Origin of the sequence: Streptomyces telluris (assembly GCF_024519335.1) — a bacterium.
GTDB classification, from domain to species: domain Bacteria; phylum Actinomycetota; class Actinomycetes; order Streptomycetales; family Streptomycetaceae; genus Streptomyces; species Streptomyces telluris.
The window spans coordinates 1-24,355 of record NZ_JANIID010000002.1; the positions used below are offsets into that span (position 1 = coordinate 1).

The 24,355-nt window shown below is 71.7% G+C and carries 19 protein-coding genes; 6 read left to right on the forward strand and 13 right to left on the reverse strand.

The window, feature by feature from the left end:
- Positions 1-379: 379 nt before the first annotated feature.
- The 3 genes from NQU55_RS02075 to thyX form a co-directional block, all read right to left on the reverse strand.
- Positions 380-2,065 carry a ribonuclease J gene (locus NQU55_RS02075; RefSeq protein WP_168094155.1) on the reverse strand — a complete coding sequence of 562 codons (1,686 nt, stop codon included), beginning with the start codon at positions 2,063-2,065 and terminating at the stop codon, positions 380-382.
- 187 nt (positions 2,066-2,252) lie between these two features.
- Positions 2,253-3,155: a 4-hydroxy-tetrahydrodipicolinate synthase gene (gene dapA / locus NQU55_RS02080; RefSeq protein ID WP_168094154.1), complete on the reverse strand. Its 903-nt coding sequence runs from the start codon at positions 3,153-3,155 to the stop codon at positions 2,253-2,255.
- A 216-nt stretch (positions 3,156-3,371) separates the two neighbouring features.
- Positions 3,372-4,112: an FAD-dependent thymidylate synthase gene (thyX, locus tag NQU55_RS02085; protein WP_168094153.1), complete on the reverse strand. Its 741-nt coding sequence runs from the start codon at positions 4,110-4,112 to the stop codon at positions 3,372-3,374.
- Between the two features lie 210 nt (positions 4,113-4,322).
- Between thyX and NQU55_RS02090 the strand changes: the two genes are divergently transcribed.
- Positions 4,323-4,565, forward strand: a complete 243-nt coding sequence (locus NQU55_RS02090) for a hypothetical protein (RefSeq protein WP_168094152.1) — start codon at positions 4,323-4,325, stop codon at positions 4,563-4,565.
- Between the two features lie 124 nt (positions 4,566-4,689).
- Complete coding sequence (locus tag NQU55_RS02095; RefSeq protein ID WP_168094151.1) at positions 4,690-5,253, forward strand: SCO5741 family PH domain-containing membrane protein; 564 nt, start codon at positions 4,690-4,692, stop codon at positions 5,251-5,253.
- Positions 5,254-5,462: 209 nt separating this feature from the next.
- Here NQU55_RS02095 and NQU55_RS02100 read toward each other — a convergent pair whose 3' ends face one another.
- From NQU55_RS02100 to eccD, 6 genes are all read right to left on the reverse strand, one after another.
- Positions 5,463-5,924, reverse strand: coding sequence for a hypothetical protein (locus tag NQU55_RS02100; RefSeq protein ID WP_168094150.1), 462 nt, complete (start codon positions 5,922-5,924; stop codon positions 5,463-5,465).
- Positions 5,925-5,929: 5 nt separating this feature from the next.
- Entirely contained in the window at positions 5,930-6,682 is a 753-nt protein-coding gene (dapB, locus tag NQU55_RS02105; RefSeq protein ID WP_168094149.1) for a 4-hydroxy-tetrahydrodipicolinate reductase, read from the reverse strand.
- 45 nt (positions 6,683-6,727) lie between these two features.
- Positions 6,728-8,107: a M16 family metallopeptidase gene (locus tag NQU55_RS02110; RefSeq protein WP_168094148.1), complete on the reverse strand. Its 1,380-nt coding sequence runs from the start codon at positions 8,105-8,107 to the stop codon at positions 6,728-6,730.
- Positions 8,104-10,329: a polyribonucleotide nucleotidyltransferase gene (locus NQU55_RS02115; protein WP_168094147.1), complete on the reverse strand. Its 2,226-nt coding sequence runs from the start codon at positions 10,327-10,329 to the stop codon at positions 8,104-8,106. The genes NQU55_RS02110 and NQU55_RS02115 overlap by 4 nt, the downstream gene beginning before the upstream one ends.
- Before the next feature lie 265 nt (positions 10,330-10,594).
- Entirely contained in the window at positions 10,595-10,882 is a 288-nt protein-coding gene (gene rpsO / locus NQU55_RS02120; RefSeq protein WP_168094146.1) for a 30S ribosomal protein S15, read from the reverse strand.
- 465 nt (positions 10,883-11,347) lie between these two features.
- Complete coding sequence (eccD, locus tag NQU55_RS02125) at positions 11,348-12,802, reverse strand: type VII secretion integral membrane protein EccD (protein ID WP_256789520.1); 1,455 nt, start codon at positions 12,800-12,802, stop codon at positions 11,348-11,350.
- Positions 12,803-13,043: 241 nt separating this feature from the next.
- Here eccD and eccCa point away from each other — a divergent pair, with 241 nt between their 5' ends.
- Together eccCa and NQU55_RS02135 are read left to right on the forward strand one after the other, a co-directional pair.
- Positions 13,044-17,012: a type VII secretion protein EccCa gene (gene eccCa, locus NQU55_RS02130; protein ID WP_168093489.1), complete on the forward strand. Its 3,969-nt coding sequence runs from the start codon at positions 13,044-13,046 to the stop codon at positions 17,010-17,012.
- A gap of 253 nt (positions 17,013-17,265) precedes the next feature.
- Positions 17,266-17,496 (forward strand): DUF397 domain-containing protein, encoded by a 231-nt coding sequence (locus NQU55_RS02135; protein ID WP_168093490.1) that lies wholly within the window; start codon positions 17,266-17,268, stop codon positions 17,494-17,496.
- A 110-nt stretch (positions 17,497-17,606) separates the two neighbouring features.
- Here NQU55_RS02135 and NQU55_RS02140 read toward each other — a convergent pair whose 3' ends face one another.
- The 4 genes from NQU55_RS02140 to eccB all read right to left on the reverse strand — a co-directional run bounded on the left by NQU55_RS02140 (position 17,607) and on the right by eccB (position 21,837).
- A complete protein-coding gene (locus NQU55_RS02140) occupies positions 17,607-17,915 on the reverse strand; it encodes a WXG100 family type VII secretion target (RefSeq protein ID WP_168093491.1) in 309 nt (102 codons plus the stop codon).
- A 110-nt stretch (positions 17,916-18,025) separates the two neighbouring features.
- Positions 18,026-18,418 (reverse strand): WXG100 family type VII secretion target, encoded by a 393-nt coding sequence (locus tag NQU55_RS02145; RefSeq protein WP_168093492.1) that lies wholly within the window; start codon positions 18,416-18,418, stop codon positions 18,026-18,028.
- Positions 18,419-18,536: 118 nt separating this feature from the next.
- Positions 18,537-19,946 (reverse strand): type VII secretion-associated serine protease mycosin, encoded by a 1,410-nt coding sequence (gene mycP, locus NQU55_RS02150; RefSeq protein ID WP_372504621.1) that lies wholly within the window; start codon positions 19,944-19,946, stop codon positions 18,537-18,539.
- Between the two features lie 274 nt (positions 19,947-20,220).
- The gene (gene eccB, locus NQU55_RS02155) at positions 20,221-21,837 is read right to left on the reverse strand and encodes a type VII secretion protein EccB (RefSeq protein ID WP_168093494.1); all 1,617 of its coding nucleotides are present in this window, start codon (positions 21,835-21,837) and stop codon (positions 20,221-20,223) included.
- 180 nt (positions 21,838-22,017) lie between these two features.
- Between eccB and eccE the strand changes: the two genes are divergently transcribed.
- Both eccE and NQU55_RS02165 read left to right on the forward strand, forming a co-directional pair.
- Positions 22,018-23,298, forward strand: coding sequence for a type VII secretion protein EccE (eccE, locus tag NQU55_RS02160; protein ID WP_168093495.1), 1,281 nt, complete (start codon positions 22,018-22,020; stop codon positions 23,296-23,298).
- Positions 23,295-24,059, forward strand: coding sequence for a hypothetical protein (locus tag NQU55_RS02165; protein WP_168093496.1), 765 nt, complete (start codon positions 23,295-23,297; stop codon positions 24,057-24,059). Before eccE ends, NQU55_RS02165 begins: the two co-directional genes overlap by 4 nt.
- Positions 24,060-24,355: the final 296 nt, after the last annotated feature.

The following is a 24,355-nucleotide window of genomic DNA, read 5'->3' on the forward strand; positions in this document are numbered from 1 at the left end:
ACTGTTGAGTTCTCAAGGAACGGACGCTTCCTTTGTACTCACCCTCTCGGGCTTTCCTCCGGGCGCTTCCCTTCGTTGTTTCCAACCTTACCAGATCCGTTTTCCGTTCCGTTTCCGGTCCGAATTCCGTTTCCGGCCCCCTGTTGGAGCGGGGTTTCGCCTTTCAGCTTTCGCTTTCCGGCGGTGATCCCGACTTTATCAGATCGATCCGGTCGGGATTCCCCACCGCCATCTGAACGATCCTCCACGTTCACGAACGTGTCGGGGTTCCCCTTGCGGTGGAGCCGTAAACCTACTGGACGGCCGCGCCCGGATGCAAATCGGCGCCGGGGCGGCCGTCCGTTCGGTTGACGAGGCGTCAGGGACGCCTCGTTCCGGGTCAGACCTCGACGACCACGGGGAGGATCATCGGGCGGCGGCGGTAGGTGTCGGAGACCCACTTGCCCATCGTCCGGCGGACGAGCTGCTGGAGCTGGTGCGGCTCCACCACGCCGTCGGAGGCGGACTTGGCGATCGCTTCCTCGATCTTCGGGACGACCGCCGAGAACGCGGCGTCCTCGATGCCGGAACCGCGCGCCTGGATCTGCGGGCCGCTCACCACCTTGCCCGTCGTGCTGTCGACCACGACGAAGACGGAGATGATGCCCTCGTCGCCGAGGATGCGGCGGTCCTTGAGCGAGGTCTCGGTCACGTCGCCGACCGAGAGGCCGTCCACGTACACGTAACCCGCCTGGACCTTGCCGACGATCTTCGCCGACCCGTTCACCAGGTCCACGACGACGCCGTCCTCGGCGATCACGATGTGGTTCTTGGGAACGCCCGTCAGCGCGCCGAGCTCCGCGTTGGCCCGCAGGTGACGCCACTCGCCGTGCACCGGCATGAGGTTCCGGGGCTTGCAGATGTTGTAGAAGTACAGCAGCTCGCCCGCGGAGGCGTGGCCGGAGACGTGCACCCGGGCGTTGCCCTTGTGGACGACGTTCGCGCCCCAGCGGGTCAGGCCGTTGATCACGCGGTAGACCGCGTTCTCGTTGCCCGGGATGAGGGACGAGGCCAGGATGACGGTGTCGCCCTGGACGATCCGGATCTGGTGGTCGCGGTTGGCCATCCGGGACAGAGCCGCCATCGGCTCGCCCTGGGAGCCGGTGCACACCAGCACGACCTCGTCGTCCGGCAGGTCGTCGAGCGTCTTCACGTCCACGACAAGACCGGCGGGGATCCGCAGGTAGCCCAGGTCGCGGGCGATGCCCATGTTGCGGACCATCGAGCGGCCGACGAAGGCGACGCGGCGACCGTACTCGTGGGCGGCGTCGAGGATCTGCTGGATGCGGTGCACGTGGCTGGCGAAGCTGGCCACGATGATGCGCTTCTGGGCGCCGGCGAACACCTGGCGCAGGACGCCGGAGATGTCGCGCTCGGGCGGGACGAAGCCGGGGACCTCGGCGTTCGTGGAGTCCACGAGCAGCAGGTCGATGCCCTCCTCGCCCAGCTTGGCGAAGGCCGGCAGGTCGGTGAGGCGACGGTCCAGCGGGAGCTGGTCCATCTTGAAGTCACCGGTGTGCACGGCCATGCCGGCGGGGGTGCGGATGGCGACGGCCAGCGCGTCCGGGATGGAGTGGTTGACCGCGATGAACTCGCAGTCGAAGGGACCGATGCGCTCGCGGTGACCCTCGACGACCTCGAGGGTGTACGGGCGGATGCGGTGCTCCTGCAGCTTGGCCTCGATGAGGGCCAGGGTCAGCTTGGAGCCGATCAGCGGGATGTCCGGCTTCTCGCGGAGCAGGTAGGGGACGCCGCCGATGTGGTCCTCGTGACCGTGCGTGAGCACGATGCCGTCGATGTCGTCGAGGCGGTCACGGATGGACGAGAAGTCGGGCAGGATCAGGTCGATTCCGGGCTGCTCCTCCTCGGGGAAGAGCACTCCGCAGTCGACGATCAGCAGGCGGCCGCCGTACTCGAAGACCGTCATGTTGCGGCCGATCTCCCCCAGGCCGCCGAGCGGGGTGACGCGCAGGCCGTTCTCGGGGAGCTTCGGCGGGGGACCGAGTTCAGGATGCGGGTGGCTCAAAAGACTCTCCTCACCACGCACGCCACATGCCCGCAGGACATATGGCGCGCGTGACCTTCGTGCACTTGCAGTTGTTTTTGGATCTTCAGTTGTGGATCTTCAGTTGTGGAGGTCCGGCGTTTTCAGCCGGTGTATTCAGTTGTGAAGTCCTGGGCGGACCGGGCGGTGCCCGGTCCGGGGCGGCGGTTCAGCCGAGCTGGACGCCGCCGGCCGTGAGGTCGCGCCGGAGCTGCTCGGTCTCCTGCTCGGTGAGCTCGACGAGCGGCAGGCGCACGGGGCCGGCGGGCAGTCCCTGCAGGGCCAGGCCGGCCTTGGTGGTCATGACGCCCTGGGTGCGGAAGAGGCCCGTGAAGACGGGAAGCAGCTTCTGGTGGATCTCGGTGGCCTTGCGGACGTCACCGGCCAGGTAGGCGTCGGTCATGGCGCGCAGGTCGGCGGCGACGAAGTGGCCGGCGACCGAGACGAAGCCCGCGGCGCCGACGGCGAGCTGCGGCAGGTTCAGCATGTCGTCGCCGGAGTACCAGGCGAGGCCGGAGCGGGCGATGGCCCAGCTCGCCGCGCCCAGGTCGCCCTTGGCGTCCTTGTTGGCGACGATGCGGGGGTGGTCGGCCAGCCGGACGAGGGTCTCGGTGTCGATCGCGACGCCGCTGCGGCCCGGGATGTCGTAGACCATGACCGGCAGGCCGGTGGCGTCGGCGACGGCGGTGAAGTGCCGGACCAGGCCCTCCTGCGGGGGCTTGTTGTAGTACGGCGTGACGACGAGGAGGCCGTGGGCGCCCGCCTTCTCGGCGGCGCGGGCCAGCTCGGTGCTGTGGTGCGTGTGGTTCGTGCCGGCTCCGGCGACGACGTGGGCGCGGTCTCCGACCGCCTCGACCACGGCCCGTACGAGCTGGGCTTTCTCCGCATCGCTGGTGGTGGGGGACTCGCCGGTGGTGCCGTTGACGATGAGGCCGTCGTTGCCGGCGTCCACGAGGTGGGTGGCGAGCCGCTGAGCGCCGTCGAGGTCGAGGGCACCGTCAGCGGTGAAGGGCGTGACCATGGCGGTCAGGACCCGCCCGAAGGGCGTCTGCGGTGTGGAGGTCGGAGCCATGAGGGTCACGCTACTCGTTGCTCACCGTGAGGTGCCCCCTCGGGGAGTGCCAAAGGGATCCCGGCACTGCCTGCTCGGGGGTTCAAGCAGTGCCGGGTCCGTCTTTTCAGACTAGATTAAAGCCCTGAAAAGCCGCAATACGGACACCGTAGTTACCGGGCCGTACAGCACCCCCGGGAGCCGGTGCCGAAGCCGCCGGGCCCGGGGGCCGCCCGGTCAGGGAGCGACGCGGCCGTTCTTGTTGAACGCGGCGTAGGTGAGGGGCATGAGCTTCGCCCACTCCGCCTCCATCTTCTCGCCGACCATCTCGATCTCCCGCTGCGGGAAGGACGGCACGGCCGCCTGCTCGTGCTGCGTGCGCAGGCCGAGGAAGTGCATCAGCGAGCGGGCGTTGCACGTGGCGTACATCGAGGAGAACAGGCCGACCGGGAGGACCGAGCGCGCGACCTCGCGGGCCACGCCAGCGGCCAGCATCTCCTGGTAGGCCTCGTAGGCCTCGCGGTAGGTGTTCTCCATGACGCGCGTGGTCAGCTCGTGCTGCGCGTCGGTGCCCTCGACGAAGACGTACTTGCCGGGACGGCCCTCCTGGACGAGCTTGCGCTCGGCATCCGGGACGTAGAAGACGGGCTGCAGCTCGCGGTAGCGACCCGACTCCTCGTTGTAGGACCAGCCCACGCGGTGGCGCATGAACTCGCGGAAGACGAAGATCGGCGCGCTGATGAAGAAGGTCATCGAGTTGTGCTCGAAGGGGCTGCCATGGCGGTCGCGCATCAGGTAGTTGATCAGCCCCTTGGACCGCTCCGGGTCCTTGGTGATCTCTTCCAGGGACTGCTCGCCGGCGGTGGAGACGCGGGCCGCCCACAGCACGTCGGAGTCGGCAGCGCTGTGCTTGACCAGCTCGACGGTCACGTCGCCGCGGAATGTGGGCTTGGCGGTCTCGGTGGGGCTGTCGGTCACCGGCGGGGTCCTTCCAGTTGCATGGCTCGGGCGGCGCCCAGCCTACGGGCCGCCACTGACACTCGGCGCCCGACGGCCCCGCCGCGACGGGGCAAGCTGCTCACTGGTTGAGATTTTTCACAGAAGTCGCCGAAAACGGGCACCGTCGGCGCGCTTCGATCGTCCTTACGTAGGACAGCAGTTTTCGAGGTTCCTAGGAGAGCCCCCATCATGTTCCGCCGGCGAGAGCCCGTGCCGTTCGCCTTCGTCGCCGAGGCAGAGCGCTACCGCAGCAACGTCACGCCGCCGCCCCGAGAACGCGCCAGCCGCTCGCAGATAGCCGGCCGCGTGCTCGTGGGCCTCACGGTGACGACGGGGCTGGTCGGAGCGCTGCTGTTCGGAATGCCGTCGCTGCAGCCGAGCGCGCAGGACACGCACCAGTCGCAGCGGTCCGAGACCTCGGACGGCCGCTGACCTGCGGGTGATCATGACGGGCGGGATCCGGCGCACCGACCCTGGTGTGCTCGGGTCCCGCCCTTTTCTATAGCCTCACCGGGCACAGCCGTTCGAGCGTGCTTGCTGACGAGTGAGGAAATTCGTGCCCCTGCCCTTTCTGACCGCTGACCGCGACGCCGAGGAGCTCGCGCCTGCCGCCGGGGCCGCCGCCCCGCCCGCTCAGGACGAGGACCTCGCCCGCTGGCGCCGTCCCTACCGTCCGGGGCCGTGGCGCGTCGGCGTCACCGCGCTGTTGCTGCTGCTCGCCTCGTACGTACTCTTCGCCGCGATGATCATTGCCGTGGCCGGCTCCCTGCCCGGGTCGGGCGTCTGTGTCGCCGTCGCCGTCCTGGTGATCCTCCTGGCCGTGCGCCTGGTGCGGGCCGGGGTCTGGGTGAGCGAGCACGGGCTGCGCCATGTGGGCCTGCTGTCCAAGAAGACGGTGCCCTGGGCCGAGGTGGCCGCCGTGCGCACCACGCAGCGGCCCGTGCGGTGGCTGGGCCTCCCCCGCACCGTGCAGGGGCAGGCGGTCGTCGTGGAGCGCACGGGCGGCAGTCCCCTGACGACGCTGGTCACCGACCACGGGGCGGACTTCCTCGGGCGTCCGCAGGCGTTCGCGATGGCGTGCGACGCGGTCGAGGGCTGGGCGGCGGACTTCCGCCGCTGACGCGGTGCCGCCCGGCGCCGAGCCGGGCGCACGCCGCCCCGTGCGAGCGCCCCGTGCCGGGCGCCCCATGCGGGGCCCATGCTGAGCGGCCCCAGGCGCCGCCCCGTGCCGCCGCCTGGCGCACCGCCTCATGCGGTGCCCCATGCAGCTCTCCGTGGGAGCAGCCTTCCCTAGAAGCAGCCCTCCGCAGGACGGTCGCTACGCCCTACCTACGCGGCCTCCGCCCGTACCGGCTTCCTGTCGTGCAGGGCGATCGCCCGCTGCATGGCCTTGCGGGCGCGGGGAGTGTCCCGGGCGTCGTGGTAGGCCACGGCCAGCCGGAACCAGGTGCGCCAGTCGGACGGGGCGTCCTCCGTCTCGGCCTTGCGCTTGGCGAAGACCGCGTCCGCGGAGTCCCGGTCGATGCGCCCGCTGGGGGTGCGCACCAGTTCGTCCACGGGCAGCCCGCCCTCGGCCTCCAGCTCCCGCGCCAGCCGGTTGGCGTCGCGCGCGAACTTGGTGGTCTGGTAGAGGAACCAGGCGCCGATGAACGGCAGGACCAGGACCGATACCCCGAAGGCGATGGTGACGGCCGTGCCCTGCTGGATGAGCATGACTCCGCGGCTGCCGACCAGGACGAAGTAGACGACCAGGACGGCGGCCAGGGCGAAGTAGACGATTTTGGCGCGCACGGTGCTCAGCCCAGGTCCAGGAAGTGTTCCAGGCCGAACGTCAGGCCCGGGGTCGTCGTGACGCGCCGTGCGCCGAGCAGGATGCCCGGCATGAAGCAGCTGTGGTGCAGCGAGTCGTGCCGGATGGTGAGCGTCTCGCCGGTGTCGCCGAAGAGCACCTCCTGGTGGGCCAGGAGGCCGCGGAGCCGTACGGCGTGCACGGGCACCCCGTCGACGTCCGCGCCGCGCGCGCCCTCCAGGGCGGTCGTGGTGGCGTCGGGCTGCGGGGCACAGCCCGCCTCGCGCCGCGCGGCGGCGATGAGCTGCGCGGTGCGGGTGGCCGTGCCGGAGGGGGCGTCGGCCTTGTTGGGGTGGTGCAGCTCGACGACCTCGACGGACTCGAAGAAGCGGGCCGCCTGACGGGCGAAGGACATGGTGAGGACGGCCCCGATGGAGAAGTTCGGGGCGATGAGCACACCGGTCGACGGCGAGGCGTCGAGCCAGGAGTTCAGCTGCGCGAGGCGCTCCTCGGTCCAGCCGGTGGTGCCGACGACGCCGTGGATGCCGTTGCGCACGCAGAACTCGAGGTTGTCCATGACCGAGTCGGGGTGCGTCAGCTCGACCGCGACCTGGGCTCCCGCCTCGGTCAGGGCCTCCAGCCCGTCGCCGCGGCCCAGCGCGGCCACCAGCTCCATGTCCTCGGCGGCTTCGACGGCCCGTACGGCCTCGGAGCCGATGCGGCCCTTGGCTCCGATGACCGCGACGCGCAGCTTGCTCATCGTCCCTGCTTCCCTCTACAGCGGTGAACTACTTCCCGCGGTGAACTAAGAAACGGCCTCGTGCAGGCGCGCGGCCTGCTTGTCCTTCAGCGGGCCGATGACGGACAGCGAAGGACGCTGCCCCAGTACATCGCGGGCCACCTCACGGACCTCGTCCGGGGTGACGGCCGCGATGCGCGCCAGCATGTCGTCGACGGACATCTGGTCGCCCCAGCACAGCTCGCTCTTGCCGATGCGGTTCATGAGCGCGCCGGTGTCCTCCAGGCCGAGGACGGTGGAGCCCGCGAGCTGCCCCACGGCGCGGCTGATCTCCTCGTCCGGCAGCCCCTCCGACGCGACCTTGTCGAGCTCGTCGCGGCAGATCTTCAGGACGTCGTGGACCTGGCTCGGGCGGCAGCCGGCGTAGACGCCGAAGAGGCCGCAGTCGGCGTAGCCCGAGGTGTAGGAGTAGACCGAGTAGGCCAGGCCGCGCTTCTCCCGGACCTCCTGGAAGAGGCGCGAGCTCATGCCGCCGCCGAGGGCGGTGTTGAGCACGCCGAGCGCCCAGCGGCGGTCGTCGGTGCGCGACAGGCCGGGCATGCCGAGGACGACGTGCGCCTGCTCGGTCTTGCGGCCGAGCACCTCCACGCGGCCGGCGGTGCGGATCGTGCGGGCGCCGGAGCGCGGGCCGACGGGCGTGGCGTCCGTACGGCTCAGGGCGCCGGCCCGGTCGAAGGCGGCGCGCACCTGGCGGACGACCTTGGCGTGGTCGACGTTGCCCGCGGCGGCCACGACGAGGCGCGTCGGGTCGTAGTGCTTCTTGTAGAAGCGGGCGATCTGGTCGCGCGTGAGGGCGTTGATCGTGTCGACCGTGCCGAGGACGGGGCGGCCCAGGGGCGTGTCGCCCAGCATGGTGTGCGCGAACAGGTCGTGCACGCAGTCGCCGGGGTCGTCCTCCGTCATCGCGATCTCTTCGAGGATCACGCCGCGCTCTGCGTCGACGTCGGCGGCGTCGATCAGCGATCCGGTGAGCATGTCGCAGACGACGTCGATGGCCAGCGGCAGGTCGGTGTCGAGCACGCGCGCGTAGTAGCACGTGTACTCCTTGGCCGTGAACGCATTCATCTCGCCGCCGACGGCGTCGATGGCCGAGGAGATGTCGAGCGCGCTGCGCTTGGCCGTGCCCTTGAAGAGCAGGTGCTCCAGGTAGTGGGTGGCGCCGTTGAGGGCCGGCGTCTCGTCGCGCGAGCCGACGTTGGCCCAGATGCCGAAGGTCGCGGAGCGCACGGACGGCAGCGTCTCGGTGACGATGCGCAGGCCGCCCGGGAGGGTGGTGCGGCGGACCGTGCCGATGCCGTTCTCGCCCTTGAGGAGCGTTTGGGTACGGGCGACGGCCCGCCCCTCCGAGGAGGTGCGGGCCGTCTTCCGTGTACTACGGGACGTCACTTGGCGGACTCGTCCTTGGTCTCGTCGGCCTTGTCGCCGTCCTCGCCCTCGATGACGGGGATGAGGGAGAGCTTGCCGCGCTGGTCGATCTCGGCGATCTCGACCTGGACCTTCTGGCCCACGCCGAGCACGTCCTCAACGTTCTCCACGCGCTTGCCGCCGGCGAGCTTGCGGATCTGCGAGATGTGCAGCAGACCGTCCTTGCCCGGCATGAGGGAGACGAAGGCACCGAAGGTGGTGGTCTTGACGACCGTACCCAGGTAGCGCTCGCCGACCTCGGGCATGGTCGGGTTGGCGATGCCGTTGATCGTGGCGCGGGCGGCCTCGGCGGCCGGGCCGTCGGCGGCACCGATGTAGATGGTGCCGTCGTCCTCGATCGTGATCTCGGCGCCGGTGTCCTCCTGGATCTGGTTGATCATCTTGCCCTTGGGGCCGATGACCTCACCGATCTTGTCCACGGGGATCTTGACGGTGATGATCCGCGGGGCGTTGGGGGACATCTCGTCCGGCGTGTCGATCGCTTCCATCATCACGTCGAGGATGTGGAGGCGGGCGTCGCGGGCCTGCTTGAGGGCCGCAGCCAGGACGGAGGCCGGGATGCCGTCCAGCTTCGTGTCGAGCTGGAGGGCGGTCACGAACTCCTTGGTGCCGGCGACCTTGAAGTCCATGTCGCCGAAGGCGTCCTCCGCACCGAGGATGTCGGTGAGGGCGACGTAGTGCGTCTTGCCGTCGATCTCCTGGGAGATCAGGCCCATGGCGATACCGGCGACGGGGGCCTTCAGGGGCACACCGGCGTTCAGCAGCGACATGGTGGAGGCGCAGACCGAGCCCATGGACGTCGAGCCGTTGGAGCCCAGCGCCTCGGAGACCTGGCGGATCGCGTAGGGGAACTCCTCGCGCGTCGGCAGCACGGGCACGATGGCCCGCTCGGCCAGGGCGCCGTGGCCGATCTCGCGGCGCTTCGGCGAACCGACGCGGCCGGTCTCGCCGACGGAGTACGGCGGGAAGTTGTAGTTGTGCATGTAGCGCTTGCGGGTCACCGGGGAGAGGGTGTCCAGCTGCTGCTCCATGCGGAGCATGTTGAGGGTGGTGACGCCCAGGATCTGGGTCTCGCCACGCTCGAACAGGGCCGAGCCGTGCACGCGCGGGATGGCCTCGACCTCGGCGGCGAGCGTACGGATGTCCGTCACGCCACGGCCGTCGATGCGCTTCTTCTCCTTGATGACGCGCTCACGGACCAGGGACTTGGTCAGCGAGCGGTACGCGGCGGAGATCTCCTTCTCGCGGCCCTCGAACTCCGGCAGGAGCTTCTCGGCGGCGAGCTCCTTGACGCGGTCGATCTCGGTCTCGCGCTCCTGCTTGCCGGCGATGGTGAGCGCCTGGGCGAGCTCGTCGCGGACGGCCTTGGTCAGGGCGGCCAGGACGTCGTCCTGGTAGTCCAGGAAGACCGGGAACTCGCCCTCGGGCTTGGCGGCCTTGGAGGCGAGCTCGGACTGCGCGCGGCACAGGACCTTGATGAAGGGCTTCGCGGCCTCGAGACCGGCGGCGACGACCTCCTCGGTGGGGGCGTCGGCGCCGTCCTTGACCAGCTGGACGGTCTTCTCGGTGGCCTCGGCCTCGACCATCATGATCGCGACGTCGCCGTCCTCCAGGACGCGGCCGGCCACGACCATGTCGAAGACGGCGTCCTCGAGCTCGGTGTGGGTCGGGAACGCGACCCACTGGCCCTTGATCAGAGCGACGCGGGTGGCGCCGATCGGACCGGAGAAGGGCAGGCCCGCGAGCTGCGTGGAGCAGGAGGCGGCGTTGATCGCGACCACGTCGTAGAGGTGGTCGGGGTTGAGCGCCATGACCGTCTCGACGATCTGGATCTCGTTGCGCAGGCCCTTCTTGAAGGACGGACGCAGCGGGCGGTCGATCAGGCGGCAGGTCAGGACCGCGTCCTCGGAGGGGCGGCCCTCACGACGGAAGAAGGAGCCGGGGATCTTGCCGGCCGCGTACATGCGCTCCTCGACGTCCACCGTCAGGGGGAAGAAGTCGAGCTGGTCCTTGGGCTTCTTGGAAGCCGAGGTGGCCGACAGCACCATGGTGTCGTCGTCCAGGTACGCCACGGCGGAACCGGCGGCCTGCTTGGCCAGGCGGCCCGTCTCGAAGCGGATGGTGCGGGTGCCGAAGGCGCCGTTGTCGATGACGGCCTCGGCGTAGTGGGTCTCGTTCTCCACCAGGGATATCTCCTCGTCTACGTCCCGGCCCGTGTGGCGGGGACGGTGGTGGAGGAGCGTCTGTGCTGGCCGGTCTTCGATCGAAGCACCCGGATTTCCCTGATCCGGGGGCCACTACCGAGGACCGGCGGCGAGCTGAGCGCTCCTCCTCATACGGTTCGGCGTAGGTGCCGTTGTGGAAACCAGACTACAAAGCTTCTGCTTTCCACGAGATACGCAAAGGGAGCGGCCCCCAGATCGTGGGAACCGCTCCCTTCACGGTGTCTTACTTGGCGCCGGCGGCACCGCGGCGGATGCCGAGGCGCTCGACCAGGGCGCGGAAGCGCGTGATGTCCTTCTTGGCCAGGTACTGCAGCAGGCGACGGCGCTGACCGACCAGGAGCAGCAGGCCACGACGCGAGTGGTGGTCGTGCTTGTGCATCTTCAGGTGCTCGGTCAGGTCCGAGATGCGGCGGGTGAGCATCGCGACCTGGACCTCGGGGGAGCCGGTGTCGCCCTCCTTGGTGGCGAACTCGGCCATGATCTGCTTCTTCGTAGCGGCGTCGAGCGACACGCGATACTCCTTCTGAGTGTCTTTTGGCCACCGAGTGCCCCTGGTCTCTTACTCAGGGGAGCTTCCGTTACTCGGGAGGCGGGGTCCGCTGGGCGCTGTCCCCAGAAACCCGCGAAGGGCGCTCCGGAGGCGCGTACACAAACGGCCGTTGCACAGAGTACCAGCCCGGACCAGCCACCCTGGCGGGGAGGGGCGGATACGGGGGCGGGGCGGGGGCTGAGGGGGCCTGGGGCGGGCTTGGGGCTCTCTGGGTGGGGGCCCGGCCTGGGGCGGGCCTGGGAACGGCATGGGGCGGCGCATGGGGCGGCGCATGGGGCGGCGCATGGGGCGGCGCATGGGGCGGCGCATGGGGCGGCGCATGGGGCGGCGCATGGGGCGGCGCATGGGGCGGCGCATGGGGCGGCGCATGGGGCCGGGCGCCGCCGGCTCCGCCCGGCCCCATCCCGCCTGTCCGGACTCTCCCGGCTATCCGGCCGACAAGCTGCGCGCCGCCGAGTACAGATCGAGGACGGCGAGGCACAGCGGGACGAGCGCGAGGAGGAGGACGCTCTCGGCGAGGTCGGAGACACGCCCCCAAAAGGGTGACAGGCCCCGGGCGGGGACGATCAGCGCCACGGCGGTGAGCAGGGCGCCACCGAGGGTGACGGCCGCGGCGAGCCAGAGCGTACGGACGTCGAGGGACCCGCCGCCCGCACCCGCGTCGGCCGGCTGGAGGGCGAGGCCGAGGACGAGCAGGGCGAGGGCCGCGAGGCCCGCACCGAGGACGGTGGCGACCTGCGCGGTGTAGCGGAAGAGGCGGGCGCGCAGCAGCATCGCGAGGCCGGCGGTCAGAGCGAGGAGACGGGGCCAGGGGCCGCCGCCGGGGGCGAAGACGAGGACGGCGGCGGAGGCCGTTACGAGGACCGCGCAGCCGCCGACGAGGCCGAGCAGCAGCTCGTGGCCACGGCGGACCCGTGCGGCGATGAGCGCGGCGTCCACGGGCTCGGGCCCCCGGCCGCCGCGGGAGGCCGTACGGTCCCCGGCCACCGCGGAGCGGGGCGCGGCGTAGCCGACGGGGAGGCGGGCGGCGCGGGCGGACAGGCCGGGCAGGAAGGCGACGGCTCCTATGGCGACGACGGCGCAGACGGCGGCGGCCGCGGACGGGCCCGCCCCGGTGAAGATCGCGCAGAAGGCGGCCACGGTGCCGACCGCCGCGGCGGTGAAGGCGGCGACGAACGGGGCGTCGCCGGTGGGCACGGCGGCCACGAGCACGGCGGAGGCGACGACGACCGCCGCGCAGCCCAGCAGGAACTGCAGCCGACCGGCGCCCTCGCCCGGCGCGGGGCCGAGGATGCCGGAGCCCGCGATCATCACGTGCGGGAGGGCGGCGAGGCCGAGGGCGACGGCGGAGGCGCGGTCGGCGTAGACCCGGGCCCGTACGCCCGCGAGGGCCGTCAGCAGCACGCCTGCTGCGGCCGCGACGGCGCCGGGGAGGCCGTGCATGTCGTGCCGGACGGGGTCGGCGAACCAGAGGGCGAGGCCCATGAGCGCGAGGAGCAGCGCTCCGCCCGCCAGGCCGCAGGCGCGCAGCAGGGCGTCGCTCCACAGCGTGTGGTCGCGGGTGACGGCGGAGGCGATGGCGTCGCTGACGTCGTCGTGCACGGCGGGCGGCAGCGACTCGGCGAAGGGGCGCAGCGCGAGCAGGTCGCCGTCCAGGACGTGCTGGGCGGCGAGCGAGCGGGCGCCGTCGAGGACGGTGCCGTCGCGGCGTACGAGGTGGTAGCCGGTGGGGGCGCCGGCCTGCTGGGTCTGCCCGGTCAGGCGCAGGATCTCCGGATACACGTCGGCGACGGCGATGTCGTCCGGCAGGGCGACGTCGATCCGGCTGTCGGGTGCGACGACGGTCACTCTGCAGAAGCCGGTCGCAGCGGACGTACTCACCTATCAGGCCCCTTGTTTCCCTGTTTCACCGTGCACGACTGTGCGGCTTCGCGTGCACGACTGTGCGGCTTCGCGTGCACGACTGTGCGGCTTCACTGTGCACGGATGTGCGGACACCCTATCGGGGCCGTATGCCCGTACGCCGATAGGATCACCGTTCCGCGCATGGGGCCCGCGCCGTCGGAGCGCGAGGGGCGCCGCGCGGAACTGTCCTTGCCGTGCGGAGGGGTTGAGGCATCCGGTGAGCCAGATCGTGGTCAGTCGTCCGCCGAGGGCCCTGCCGCCGGAGGTGCCCGGCGAGGCGGTCCGGCTGGAGGCGCCCCCGGAGCTGCCGAGGGACCGTCAGGAGGGGCTGCTGATGCAGCTCCTGCCGACGCTCGGCATGGCCTCGTCGATGGTGTACTTCTTCATGCCGGGTGCCGCCCCGATGATGAAGATCATGGGCGTCCTGATGATGTGTTCGACGCTCGGCATGACCGTCGCGATGATCGTGCGGCACCGTCAGGGCACGCAGGGCCGGACCGCGGACATGCGCCGCGACTACCTCAAGTACCTCGCGCAGACGCGGCGCACCGTGCAGCGCACCGCCAAGGCGCAGCGCGACGCGCAGTTCTACCTGCACCCCTCCCCCGACCAGCTGTGGTCGGTGGTGGCCCAGGGCACGCGCCTGTGGGAACGGCGGGCGAGCGACGAGGACTTCGCGCAGGTCCGCATCGGGCTGGGCACGCAGCAGCTCGCGACGCCGCTGGAGGCGCCCGAGACGGCGCCGATAGACGAGCTGGAGCCGCTGGCCACGGGCGCGATGCAGCAGTTCCTGGCGACGCACGGCTCGCTGGACGGCATGCCGGTGGCACTGTCGTTGCGCGCCTTCTACCACCTGACGCTGTCGGGCGACCCGGAGACGGTCCACGGCACGGCACGGGCGCTGGTGGCCCAGCTGGTGACGCTGCACTCGCCGGAGGACCTCGTCGTGGCCGTGGCCGCCGCACGGGGCGCGGCGCCGTCCTGGGAGTGGACGAAGTGGCTGCCGCACGTGCAGGTGCCCGGTGCCGTGGACGGGGCCGGCGCGCGGCGCCTGATCGGCGACGACCTGACGGAGCTGGAGGAGCTGCTGCGGCCGCGCCTGGAGGGGCGCACGCGGTTCAGCCGGGACGGCCGGCCGCTGCTGGACCAGCCGCACGTCGTGGTCGTGCTGGACGGCGCCGCGGTGCCGGCGGACTCGGTGTTCGCGGCGCCCGAGGGGCTGCAGGGCGTGACCGTCGTTGAGGTCGTCACGGGAGAGCTCGACGAGCCGCGCGGCGGGCTGTCGGCCGTGGTGCGGCCGGGCTCGCTGCGGCTGGAGTCGCAGATCGCGGTCTACGAGGGGGAGCCGGACACCCTCGCCGTGGAGGCCGCCGAGGCGCTCGCGCGGCAGCTGGCGCCGCTGCGCCTGGGCACAGGCGACGACGGCGACGAGCCGCTGCTGGCGAACCTGGACTTCACCGACCTGCTGGGGCTGGGCGACGCGGGCTCGGTGGACGTGGCGCGCACGTGGCGGCCGCGGTCGGCGGCGGAGCGGCTGCGCGTGCCGATCGGCGTCAGCGAGGACGGCGCTCCGGTGATGCTGGACCTCAAGGAGGCGGCGCAGGACGGCATGGGGCCGCACGGGCTGTGCGTCGGCGCGACGGGCTCCGGCAAGTCCGAGCTGCTGCGCACGCTGGTCCTGGGGCTCGCGGTCACGCACAGCTCCGAGACGCTGAACTTCGTCCTCGCCGACTTCAAGGGCGGCGCGACGTTCGCGGGCATGTCGCAGATGCCGCATGTCGCCGCCGTCATCACCAACCTCGCCGACGACCTGACGCTGGTCGACCGCATGCGCGACTCGATCACCGGCGAACTGCAGCGCAGGCAGGAACTGCTGAAGGCGGCGGGCAACTACGCCAACATCCACGACTACGAGAAGGCCCGGGCGGCCGGCGCCGCGCTGGAGCCACTGGCTTCACTCGTCCTGGTGATCGACGAGTTCAGCGAGCTGTTGACGGCCAAGCCCGACTTCATCGACATGTTCATCCAGATCGGCCGCATCGGCCGCTCCCTGGGCGTGCATCTGCTGCTCGCCTCGCAGCGCCTGGAGGAGGGCCGGCTGCGCGGCCTGGAGACGTACCTGTCGTACCGGATCGGCCTGCGCACGTTCTCCGCCGCGGAGTCCCGTACGGCGCTCGGGGTGCCGGACGCGTACCACCTGCCGTCGGTGCCGGGCTCCGGCTACCTGAAGTTCGGCACGGACGAGATGACGCGCTTCAAGGCCGCGTACGTCTCGGGCGCCTACCGGGCGAACACCGGCATGGGGCCCGGCGCGGGGCACGGCACGGGGCCGCTGCCGATCGAGCGCCGTCCGGTCCTGTTCACCGCCGGGCCCGTCCCCGTCACGTACACCGCCCCGGCGCCCGCGACGCCGGACGCGCCCGGCCCGGGCGACGACGCCCTGGCCGACACCGTTCTCGACGTGATCGTGCGCCGGCTCGACGGCCAGGGCCCGCCGGCCCACCAGGTGTGGCTGCCGCCCCTGGACCGGTCCGCGGCCCTCGACGAGCTCCTGCCGCCGCTCTCGGCCGTTCCGGGCCGCGGCCTCACGGCGCCCGGGCATCCGCGCCTCGGCCGGCTCAGCGTCCCGATCGGCCTGGTCGACAAGCCCTTCGAGCAGCGGCGCGACGTCCTCTACCGCGACTTCTCCGGTGCGGCGGGCAACATGCTGGTCGTCGGCGGCCCGCAGTCCGGCAAGTCGACGCTGCTGCGCACGCTGGTGTCGGCCTTCGCGCTGACGCACACACCCGCCGAGGTGCAGTTCTACGGGCTGGACTTCGGCGGCGGCGGCATGGTCGCCGTCGACGGCCTGCCGCACGTGGGCGGAGTGGCGTCCCGGCTCGACCCCGAGCGCGTGCGCCGTACGGTCGCCGAGGTCTCGGGCATCCTGGCCCGCCGCGAGGAGTACTTCCGGGCGCACGCGATCGACTCCATCGGCACCTACCGGCGGCTGCGGGCGACGGGCGAGATCACGGACCAGCCGTGGGGCGACGTCTTCCTGATCGTCGACGGGTGGGCCGGGTTCCGGCAGGAGTACGAGATGCTGGAGGGGGTCGTCGCCGACATCGCGGCGCGCGGCCTGGGCTACGGCATCCACGTCGTGGTGACGGCCTCCCGCACCATGGAGGTGCGCGCCTCCCTCAAGGACCAGCTCCTCAACCGGCTGGAGCTCCGCCTCGGCGACACCATGGACTCCGACTTCGACCGCAAGGTCGCCGCGAACGTCCCGGCCGGGATGCCCGGCCGCGGCCAGCTCCCCGAGAAGCTCCACTTCATGGCCTCGCTGCCACGCGTCGACTCCGGCAGCGACCCCGAGACCCTCACGGACGGCACCGCCGCCATGGTGCGCGCCGTCAGCGAGGCATGGGACGGGCCCCGCGCCCCGGGCGTGCGGCTCCTGCCGCGCCGACTGCGCGCCGACGACCTGCCCAAGGGCTTCGAGTACCCGCAGCACGGCGTGGCCTTCGGCATCGACGAGGCCGGCCTCGAACCGGTCTTCGCCGACTTCGAGACGGACCCGTTCTTCCTCGTCTTCGGCGAGAGCGAGTCCGGCAAGACGGCCCTGCTGCGCCTCCTGGCCCGGCAGATCACCGAGCGGTACGGCCCGGACGAGGCGAAGATCGTGGTCGGCGACTACCGCCGTACGCTTCTCGACGCCGTCCCCGGCACGCACCTGCTGGAGTACGCGCCGACCGCCTCGGCCCTGACGGTGCACGCCGAGGCCCTCAACCGCCTCATGGAGCGGCGCGCCCCGCAGCCCGACATCACGCCGCAGCAGCTGCGCGAACGCAGCTGGTGGTCCGGCCCGCGCTTCTTCGTCATCGTCGACGACTACGAGCTCGTCTCCACCGGCAGCGGCAACCCGCTGGCCGTCCTGACCGAGAACCTCCCCTTCGCGCGCGACGTGGGCGTGCGCTTCGTCATCGCGCGCAGCTCGGCCGGAGCGTCCCGGTCGATGTACGAGCCGTTCATGCAGCGCGTGAAGGAGCTGGGCGCACAGGGCGTCCTCCTGTCCGGCGACCCCGGCGAGGGCGACCTGCTCGGCAGCGTGCGGCCGCAGGGGATGCCGCCCGGGCGCGGGTACTTCGTGTCCCGCAAGAGGGGCGTGTCGCTGGTGCAGACGGGGTGGATGCCGGAGGAGCTGTGAGGGGCACGGGGCAGGGCATGGGGCGGGGGCGCGGGGCGGCGGGAGGAGCCCCGGTCCGTACCAGCCGGGGGCATTCTCCACACGGCCGGCCTTCCGTACGAGCGCTTTGCGAATCTCCTCTGCCGCGGATCCATCCGGAGTACGCTGCCCACGAATGCTGTCCCTGCAGGAGTCGACGTCCCTGCAGGAGTCAACTGGCCTCATGCCACAGCGATCCCGCGGAATTGCGCACCCGAAAGGCGGCCCCTGCCCCATGGACGAACGCGAGAAGGACGAGCTGTACGCACGCGACATCTCCGGTCTCGAATGGCTGAGTGCGCCCGAGGCCAAGGATGACGAGGAACGCGTCGAGATCGCCTACTTCTCCGACGGTGCCGTGGCCATGCGGTCCTCGACCGACCCCGGCACCGTGCTGCGCTACACCCCCGCCGAGTGGCGGGCCTTCGTGCTGGGCGCGCGGGACGGCGAGTTCGACCTGAAGTAGGCAGCCGGTGAGCCGGTGAGCACGAGCCTGGGGGCGGCCGCGGGATTCCCGGTCGGCCGCCCCGGAGCACTGTGGAACGGATCAGCAGCCGCGTATCAGCGGACCGCGGATCAGTAGCTGATGTCGAAGAGCTGCGACGCCTTCTTGTCCGTGGCGTGGAAGTGCTCGCCGCCCTTCAGGACCAGGTCCGCGACCTGCTTGAGCGTCTCCTGGATGTGCGCGCTCCGCCGCCGGAACTCCGCGTCCACCTGCAGCATCATCTGGTGGGCCTCGCCCTCCCAGCCGGCCGCGACCTTGTTCACGGCGCTGCGCATGACCTCCAGCTCGCGCTCGATCACGCCCGCGGCCTTCTTGATGTCGGCGGCCGTGGTCTGAAGGGAGCTGTAGTTGACTACGAGCTCTCCACCGTGGTCTGCCATGTTTCCCCACCCTCTGTGGTGCTGTTCAAAACCGGAAAGCCGGAATGATCTGCCGGAATGATGTGCCGGAATGCGGCGGATGACGTAGCGGGCACGAGTGCCCGGCCGGATCAGTAGTTGTCGATCCCGCTGGAGGGCGTCCCGTGGGCCCCGGTGGCGGGCGCGGAGGCGGGTGCGGCGCCTCCGCCACCGACATCGACGCCCTTCATCTGGGCGGCGATCTCCGCGTCGGTCGCGCCGGAGGCGCGGTGCGTCAGGACGACGGCCTCACGCACGCGGTCGATCATGCGGCGCACCCGGTCGTGATCGTCGTTGAGGTCGCTCTGCGCCTTGCGGAAGGCGCTGTGCGCCTCGCCCTTCCACGAGGAGCCGCCGTCCAGGGTGGCGATGACGTTCGCCAGCTGCCGAAGGTTCGCCGAGAAGTGTGAACTGGTCTTGTCGATGGCGTCCGTGAAGGCCTTGAACGCCTCGTCACTGACCTTCTGCCTGCCGTTCTCCGACATGTTCCGCCTTTCCCCCCGAGGGCCGTTGTCTGCCACGCCCGCGAAAGGCGCCGAATGTCACTCTAACCACTCTGAGTGCACGCCCCAACTACACCCACATGCGGGCGCTTTGACACCCTCACAGGCCGCGCGACGCCCGTCGGCGGCGGTGCTCCCGCCCCACGACGGCCACTCCGGTGATCGTGGCCACGAGAACGGCCGCGCCGCCGAGCGCGTACGCCGCGAGCCGTTCCTGCCGCTGCTGCGGCGACTCGCCCACGGCCAGGGGGGCCACGGAGGGGGCCCGCACGCTGCGGGTCTCGGGCCCGGCCGCGGTGACGCGGTCGACTGGGTGCGCGTCGTCCGTGAGGGCGCGGACCGGGTCGACGACCCCCCAGCCGATGTACGGGTCGTGGCCCTTGGTGACGCGCTCCGCCGTCTGCTCGATCTGGGCAACGACCTGGTGCTGCTTCCAGTCGGGGTGCTTGGCGCGGATGAGGGCGGCGACCCCGGCCACGTAGGGGGCGGAGAAACTGGTGCCGTTGTCGACGCACTGGCCGCCCAGCGGGACGGTGGAGACCATCTCGACGCCGGGTGCGGCGACGCCGACGAACTCGCCGGGCTGCGAGAAGGAGGCGCGCTCGTTGTTGCGGTCGGAGGCGCCGACGGCGAGGACGCCCTTGTACGCGGCGGGGTAGGTCTCCTTGACGTCGCCACCGAGGCCGTCGTTGCCCGCCGAGGCCACGACGACGACGTCCTTCTCCAGGGCTTCCTTCACGGCCCGTTCGAGGTCGGAGTCGTGCTCCAGGGCCTTCGTCGTGTCCTGGGAGATGTTGATGACGCGCGCTCCCGCGGCGACGGCCAGGCCGATGCCCTGCGCCAGGGTGCGGGACGTCCCCGTGCCCTTCTCGTCGTTCTGGCGGATCGGGATGATGACCGACTCGGGCGCGATGCCGACGAACCCGCTGCCGGGGGACGGGCGGGCCGCGATGATGCCGGCGACCTTGGTGCCGTGTCCCACCAGGTCGAGGGTGGGGTCGGGCTTCGGCTTCTCCGGCTCCTTCTCCGGTTTTCCCTCCGGTGGCTTGTCGGGGCTCTTCTCCGGGCTCTTCGACGGGCTCGGCTCCGCGGACTTCTCCGGCTTCCCGGGTTCGTCCTTCTTCTCCCCGGAGGGGGATGCGGACGGCGTTCCGGGCTTCGGTGTGCTCTTGTCCCCCGCCTTCTTGCGGTCCCCGTCCGCTTTCCCGTCCGACGGGCCGGGCGACGGCGCGGGGCCGGGCGCCCGGGGCGCGTCCTTCGCGTTCGCCCTCACGCCCGTCCCGCCTGTCCCGCCCTTGGCCGCCGCCTCCGCCGCCGTCTCCGTCATGCCCGTGAGCAGGTCGGCGCCGCTCTCGACGTCGACGGCGCCCTTGAGCTGTGGGTTCCGGACGTCGACGCCCGAGTCGATGACGGCGACGCGGACCGGTCGGCCCGCGCTGTCCCGGCCCTTGGTGTCCTGCCAGAGACGGTCGAGGAGGATCCGTTGGAGCGACCAAGGGGTGCCCTTGATGGCCTTGGCGGGGTAGGTGCACTCGCCGCTGCCGTCCAGGTGCACGGCGGCGGATGACGTCATCGGGGCGCGGAGCGCGGGGGCGGGTGAGGGGGCCGGGCCGGACATCGCTGCCGCCGGTGCAGGCGTAGGTGTAGGTGTAGGCGCGGGCGCAGTCCCGGGTGCGGCCGCCGCAGCGGCTACGAGGACCGCCGCCAGGGCGGCGTTGAGCACGGTCGTCTTGCGCGGCATCGGCTGCCCTGTCGTGCGTGGCATCAGCTGTCTCATGACCGGTTCACGACCCCTGCGGCTGCCGGGCGCTGTTGGTGTCCAGGCGCGGTCCGGTGGGCAGGAACTGTGACCAGTTCGCGGGCACGGGCAGGGGGTTCACGCTTCCGTAGCCGAGCCTGGTGCGGGCCTGGTCGGATTCGGGCGGGCCGGCGGCTCCCGCTCCCGGCCCTGTCCCGTCCGCCGCGCGGGCGGAGTCGGACGCGCCGTCGGGGCCGGCCGAGGGTGTCGCCTTCTCGCCGATCTTCGACTTGCCCGTACCGCTGTCGTTGTTGGACTGCACGGCGTAGCGCAGTCCGGTGTCGGTGACGAGGAAGACCGACCCGCTGTTGGTCTGGCGCCCCGTGACCTGGCGGTAGAGGAGGCCGGAGCCCGGGGTGACGTACGCGCTGGTGGCGCCGTCGGGGATGGTCGCTGGGTAGTCGTCACCGGCCCAGGTGGCGAGTTCGGGGGTGCCTCCGGCGGACATGCCGCTGAAGATGCTGCATACGGTGCGGCGGGTGTCGTTGGAGGGCCCAATGAAGTTGGCCTGCCGGGGCACCTGGGAGGGCCAGTGGCGCTCCCCGTAGAACTCGTCGTCCGCCGGGGTGAAGGCGGCCGCGCTCACCCGCTCGGGTACGCCGGCCTGGTTGAGCGGGGCGAGCTTCCTGCTGTTGAGGAGCAGCTTCGCGACGAGTGGCGAGACGCGCTGGACCTTGCCGCGCAGCACGACGTAGTTCTGCGTGCCGTTGCCGGTGGGCGCTTCGAGGACCGTGCCGACGCGGCCGGCCTTGGCGGGCAGGGTGCGCACGCCCGCGTCGGCTCCGATGTCGCCGCCGGTCTCGGGGAAGACGACGGGCGCGCCGTCGTGGAAGGTGTCCAGCCAGTCCTGGGTGACGGGTTGCGGCTTGGCTCCGTCGTTGAAGACGGAGCGGAGCAGCAGGTTGTGCTCGGAGGGGTCAGCGGACTTCCAGTCGGCACCGCCGAGCAAGTACTTGGTGCCCCGGGGGTCGACGAGGTAGCGGGCTCCGTCCGGGCCCTGCACGTAGAGCGCCTGGTCGCCGCGCAGGCGCTGGTCGCCGGTGAGGTTCTTCAGCTTGGGGTCGCGTCCGGCGAACAGGAAGACGGCCTTCTGGGTGGTCCTTCCGCCCGCGCCGGGCTGTTCGCAGACGGCCCAGTGCTTCTGCTTGCCCGCCTCGCCGGGGCCGGGCATGCGGTCGGGCGCGTAGGGGATGCCGAGCGTCGGGCCGCGCGGGATGCGGCCGTTGTCGAGCTCCGCTTCCTTCACCTTGATGACGGAGGACTTCTCGGGGGTGAGGAGCAGCTTTGCGGAGGCGAAGTTCAGGACGGGGTGCAGCTGCTTCTTCTTGTCCGTCGTCAGGACGACGTAGCGGGTGGTGGACTCGCTGCCGACGATGACATGTGCGGCCTCGTCGTCCCAGCCCTTCGGCGCGGTCGGCCTGAACATGCCCCAGGCGCCGAAGCCCGCGATCAGCACCGCCCCGGCGACGAGGCCCGGCAGGACGGCGCGCAGGGGGCGGGGCGCGCCTTCCTCCGTGCCGTGGGGCGACGGCTGCAGGAAGGCTGCGACCGTCCGCTTGCGGGCGAAGACGTAGGCGTTGAGCTCATCCCGCCGTGATGCCATGTGTAGCCGCTTCTCCCCTGGTCTCGGCGCCGGTCGACAGGTACTGCGCTCGGTCCGGTTGTCGTACCGACCCCTACTATGCCGGTAGGGATCAACAGGTCCGTCAGGGCCCGGTGCTGATCCGGACTTCCCGTGCGGCCGCGGATGCGGCCGGCGACGGCTGAGGGGGCTGTGACAGGCATGGGTGCCGCAACGCGCGTACGGGCGCCGGGAAATACCGGCCCCGGGGCAGTCGTGGTCGCCCCCCGTGCGGTGGCGCGGGGCGGAAGGGTCGGGCCGGTGCGGCTGCAGCAGCTGGTGCTGGCCGAGGTCGCCGTGGCGCTGGTGCTGCTCGCCCTGCCGGCCGGGCCGGTGCTGCTGGCACTCGCCGTCGTGGTGGCCGTGGTGCTGGTGTCGCTCGCGCTGGTCCAGCAGGGACAGCGGCCGTTGGCGGCGTCGTTGGCTGCCTCGGTGACGCTCCGGGGACGCGCCCGCCGGACGGCGCCGGCGGATGCGGGCACGGATCCTGCAGTGGCACCGGTGGTGGAGTGTGAACCGGCTCTGCGGACGGGTGCCTTCACGGACCGCGGGCAGCGCGAGGTCGGCCTGGTCGGTGACGGGACGTTCGTGTCGGCGGTCCTGCGCGTCGATGCCGTGGACGCCCCGCTGCGCCCCCTGCGGGCCGAGAAGGCGCTGCCGCTGGCCCTTCTGCGGGACGCCTTGGACGTCGACGGCATCCGGCTGGAGTCCGTGCAGGTGGTGCAGAGCACCTTGCCGTCACCCGCCCCGCACCTGCCCGCTGATGCACTGGCCGCGCGGAACTACGCACCCCTGCAGGCTCTGTCGGGCGCTCCTGCGGTCCGGACGACGTGGGTGGCACTCAAGCTCGACCCGGAGCTGTGCCCGGAGGCCGTCGAGGCGCGCGGAGGGGGCGAGGAGGGAGCCGGCCGCTGCGTGGTGCGGGTGGCCGACCAGCTGGCGAGCCGACTGCAGGGGGCCGGGTTCCGGGCGGTGCTGCTGTCCGAGGAGGAGCTGACCGCCGCGATATCCACGGCCGCGAACGTCAATCCGGTGGCCTCCGCGCAGGCCGCGCGCGCGGCCGCGCCCGTGCGGCGGACGCTGGAGAGCGCCCGGGCGTTGCGGTGCGACGACCGCTGGCACACCACGTACTGGGTCGGCCGCTGGCCGCAGCTCGGCCCGGGGGCCGCTCCCCTGCCGCAGCTCGCCGCCCTGCTCACCTCGCTGCCGGCACTGTCGACGACGCTGAGCCTGACGCTGGCACGGGGCCGCCTGCGGAACGGGCGCCATGCGCCGACGCTGACGACGCACGTGCGCGTCACCGGCCGCAGTTCCGACGAACTGGCGGCGACGCGGCGGGAACTGGAACGGGCGGCTCGCTCCGTGAAGACCGGCCTGGTACGGCTCGACCACGAGCAGGTCCCCGGCATGCTCGCCACTCTGCCGCTGGGAGGTACGCGGTGACGACCACCTGGACGCCTGCTTCGCCGGGGCCCGGGAGCGCGCCGGGGGCCGGCCCCGGGCGGCCGCGTTTCGGCCTGGGGCTGTTCGGGCCGCGGCGGGGGCGGCACGAGCTCGCCCCCGAGGAGTACGAGGCCCTGGCGCTGCCCGTCGGTGACGACGGTGTGGTCATCGGCACCGACCCGCACGGGGCGCCGGCCGTCCTCGGAGTGGCCCGCCCCACGCCGTTCGACGCCGTCCTGATCGGCGGCGCCTGGACGGCACAGGTCATCGCCCTGCGGACCGTCGGCACGGGCGCCCGGGTAGCCGTGGAGACCGGCCGCCGCGGGCTGTGGACCCCGCTCGCGCAGGCCGCCAACGGCGGGCAGCAGTGCGTGACCCTGCACGACGTCGGACGGGTGCCTCCGCAGGGCCCGTCGGTGCACGCCCCTGTCCTCGTCATGCGCGACTGCGGCGCCCGGCCGCCCCGCGGGCGGGCCGTGACCGCACCCTGGCAGTCCGTCCTGACCCTGCTGCCCTACCTGGGGCCGGATGCGCCGCGTCTGCTGGGAGGCGCGGACCTGGTCGGCGTCCAGCGGGTCTCGCCGGAAGAGGCGCAGCAGCTCGGCAGCCTCCTCGGACTGCCGCAGACCGACGTCGAGGCGCTGCCCGCGCTCCCGGAGACGGTGACCTTGTGGTGCGCCCGGCGATCGTGGACGTACGTCGACGTGCGGGCGACGGATACCGAGACGCAGCTGCTGGGCGCCCCGCGCCGGATGGACTGACCGGCTGCGCGCACGCCGGCAGGCGGGGCGCGCGCTTGGTGGTGCCCGCGTCCGGTGCGCCGAAGCCGTCCTCCGGCGGCTGGTTCGGCGGCGTCGAAGAGGGCGGGGACGGCTGGGCCATCGGCGCACACCTCTTGAGTGCGGGCCCGTCGCGAGATCTGCCACGCTCCTTCCCTCGGCGATCCAGGTGAAATGCATGGGCCATTCCGCCAGAAAGGAATGAATCGGGCGCAGACTCCGCGCTGTTGCGGCTCCCGAGCGGGAAGACCTCGCACCACCCGCCTCCTGCGCGCCCC

Bases quoted from the DNA above. Each gene is read 5' to 3' on its own strand.
- dapA (WP_168094154.1), bottom strand. From the start codon at position 3,155: ATGGCTCCGACCTCCACACCGCAGACGCCCTTCGGGCGGGTCCTGACC.
- NQU55_RS02090 (WP_168094152.1), top strand. From the start codon at position 4,323: ATGTTCCGCCGGCGAGAGCCCGTGCCGTTCGCCTTCGTCGCCGAGGCA.
- dapB (WP_168094149.1), bottom strand. From the start codon at position 6,682: ATGAGCAAGCTGCGCGTCGCGGTCATCGGAGCCAAGGGCCGCATCGGC.
- NQU55_RS02135 (WP_168093490.1), top strand. From the start codon at position 17,266: ATGGACGAACGCGAGAAGGACGAGCTGTACGCACGCGACATCTCCGGT.
- NQU55_RS02140 (WP_168093491.1), bottom strand. From the start codon at position 17,915: ATGGCAGACCACGGTGGAGAGCTCGTAGTCAACTACAGCTCCCTTCAG.
- NQU55_RS02145 (WP_168093492.1), bottom strand. From the start codon at position 18,418: ATGTCGGAGAACGGCAGGCAGAAGGTCAGTGACGAGGCGTTCAAGGCC.
- eccB (WP_168093494.1), bottom strand. From the start codon at position 21,837: ATGGCATCACGGCGGGATGAGCTCAACGCCTACGTCTTCGCCCGCAAG.
- eccE (WP_168093495.1), top strand. From the start codon at position 22,018: ATGGGTGCCGCAACGCGCGTACGGGCGCCGGGAAATACCGGCCCCGGG.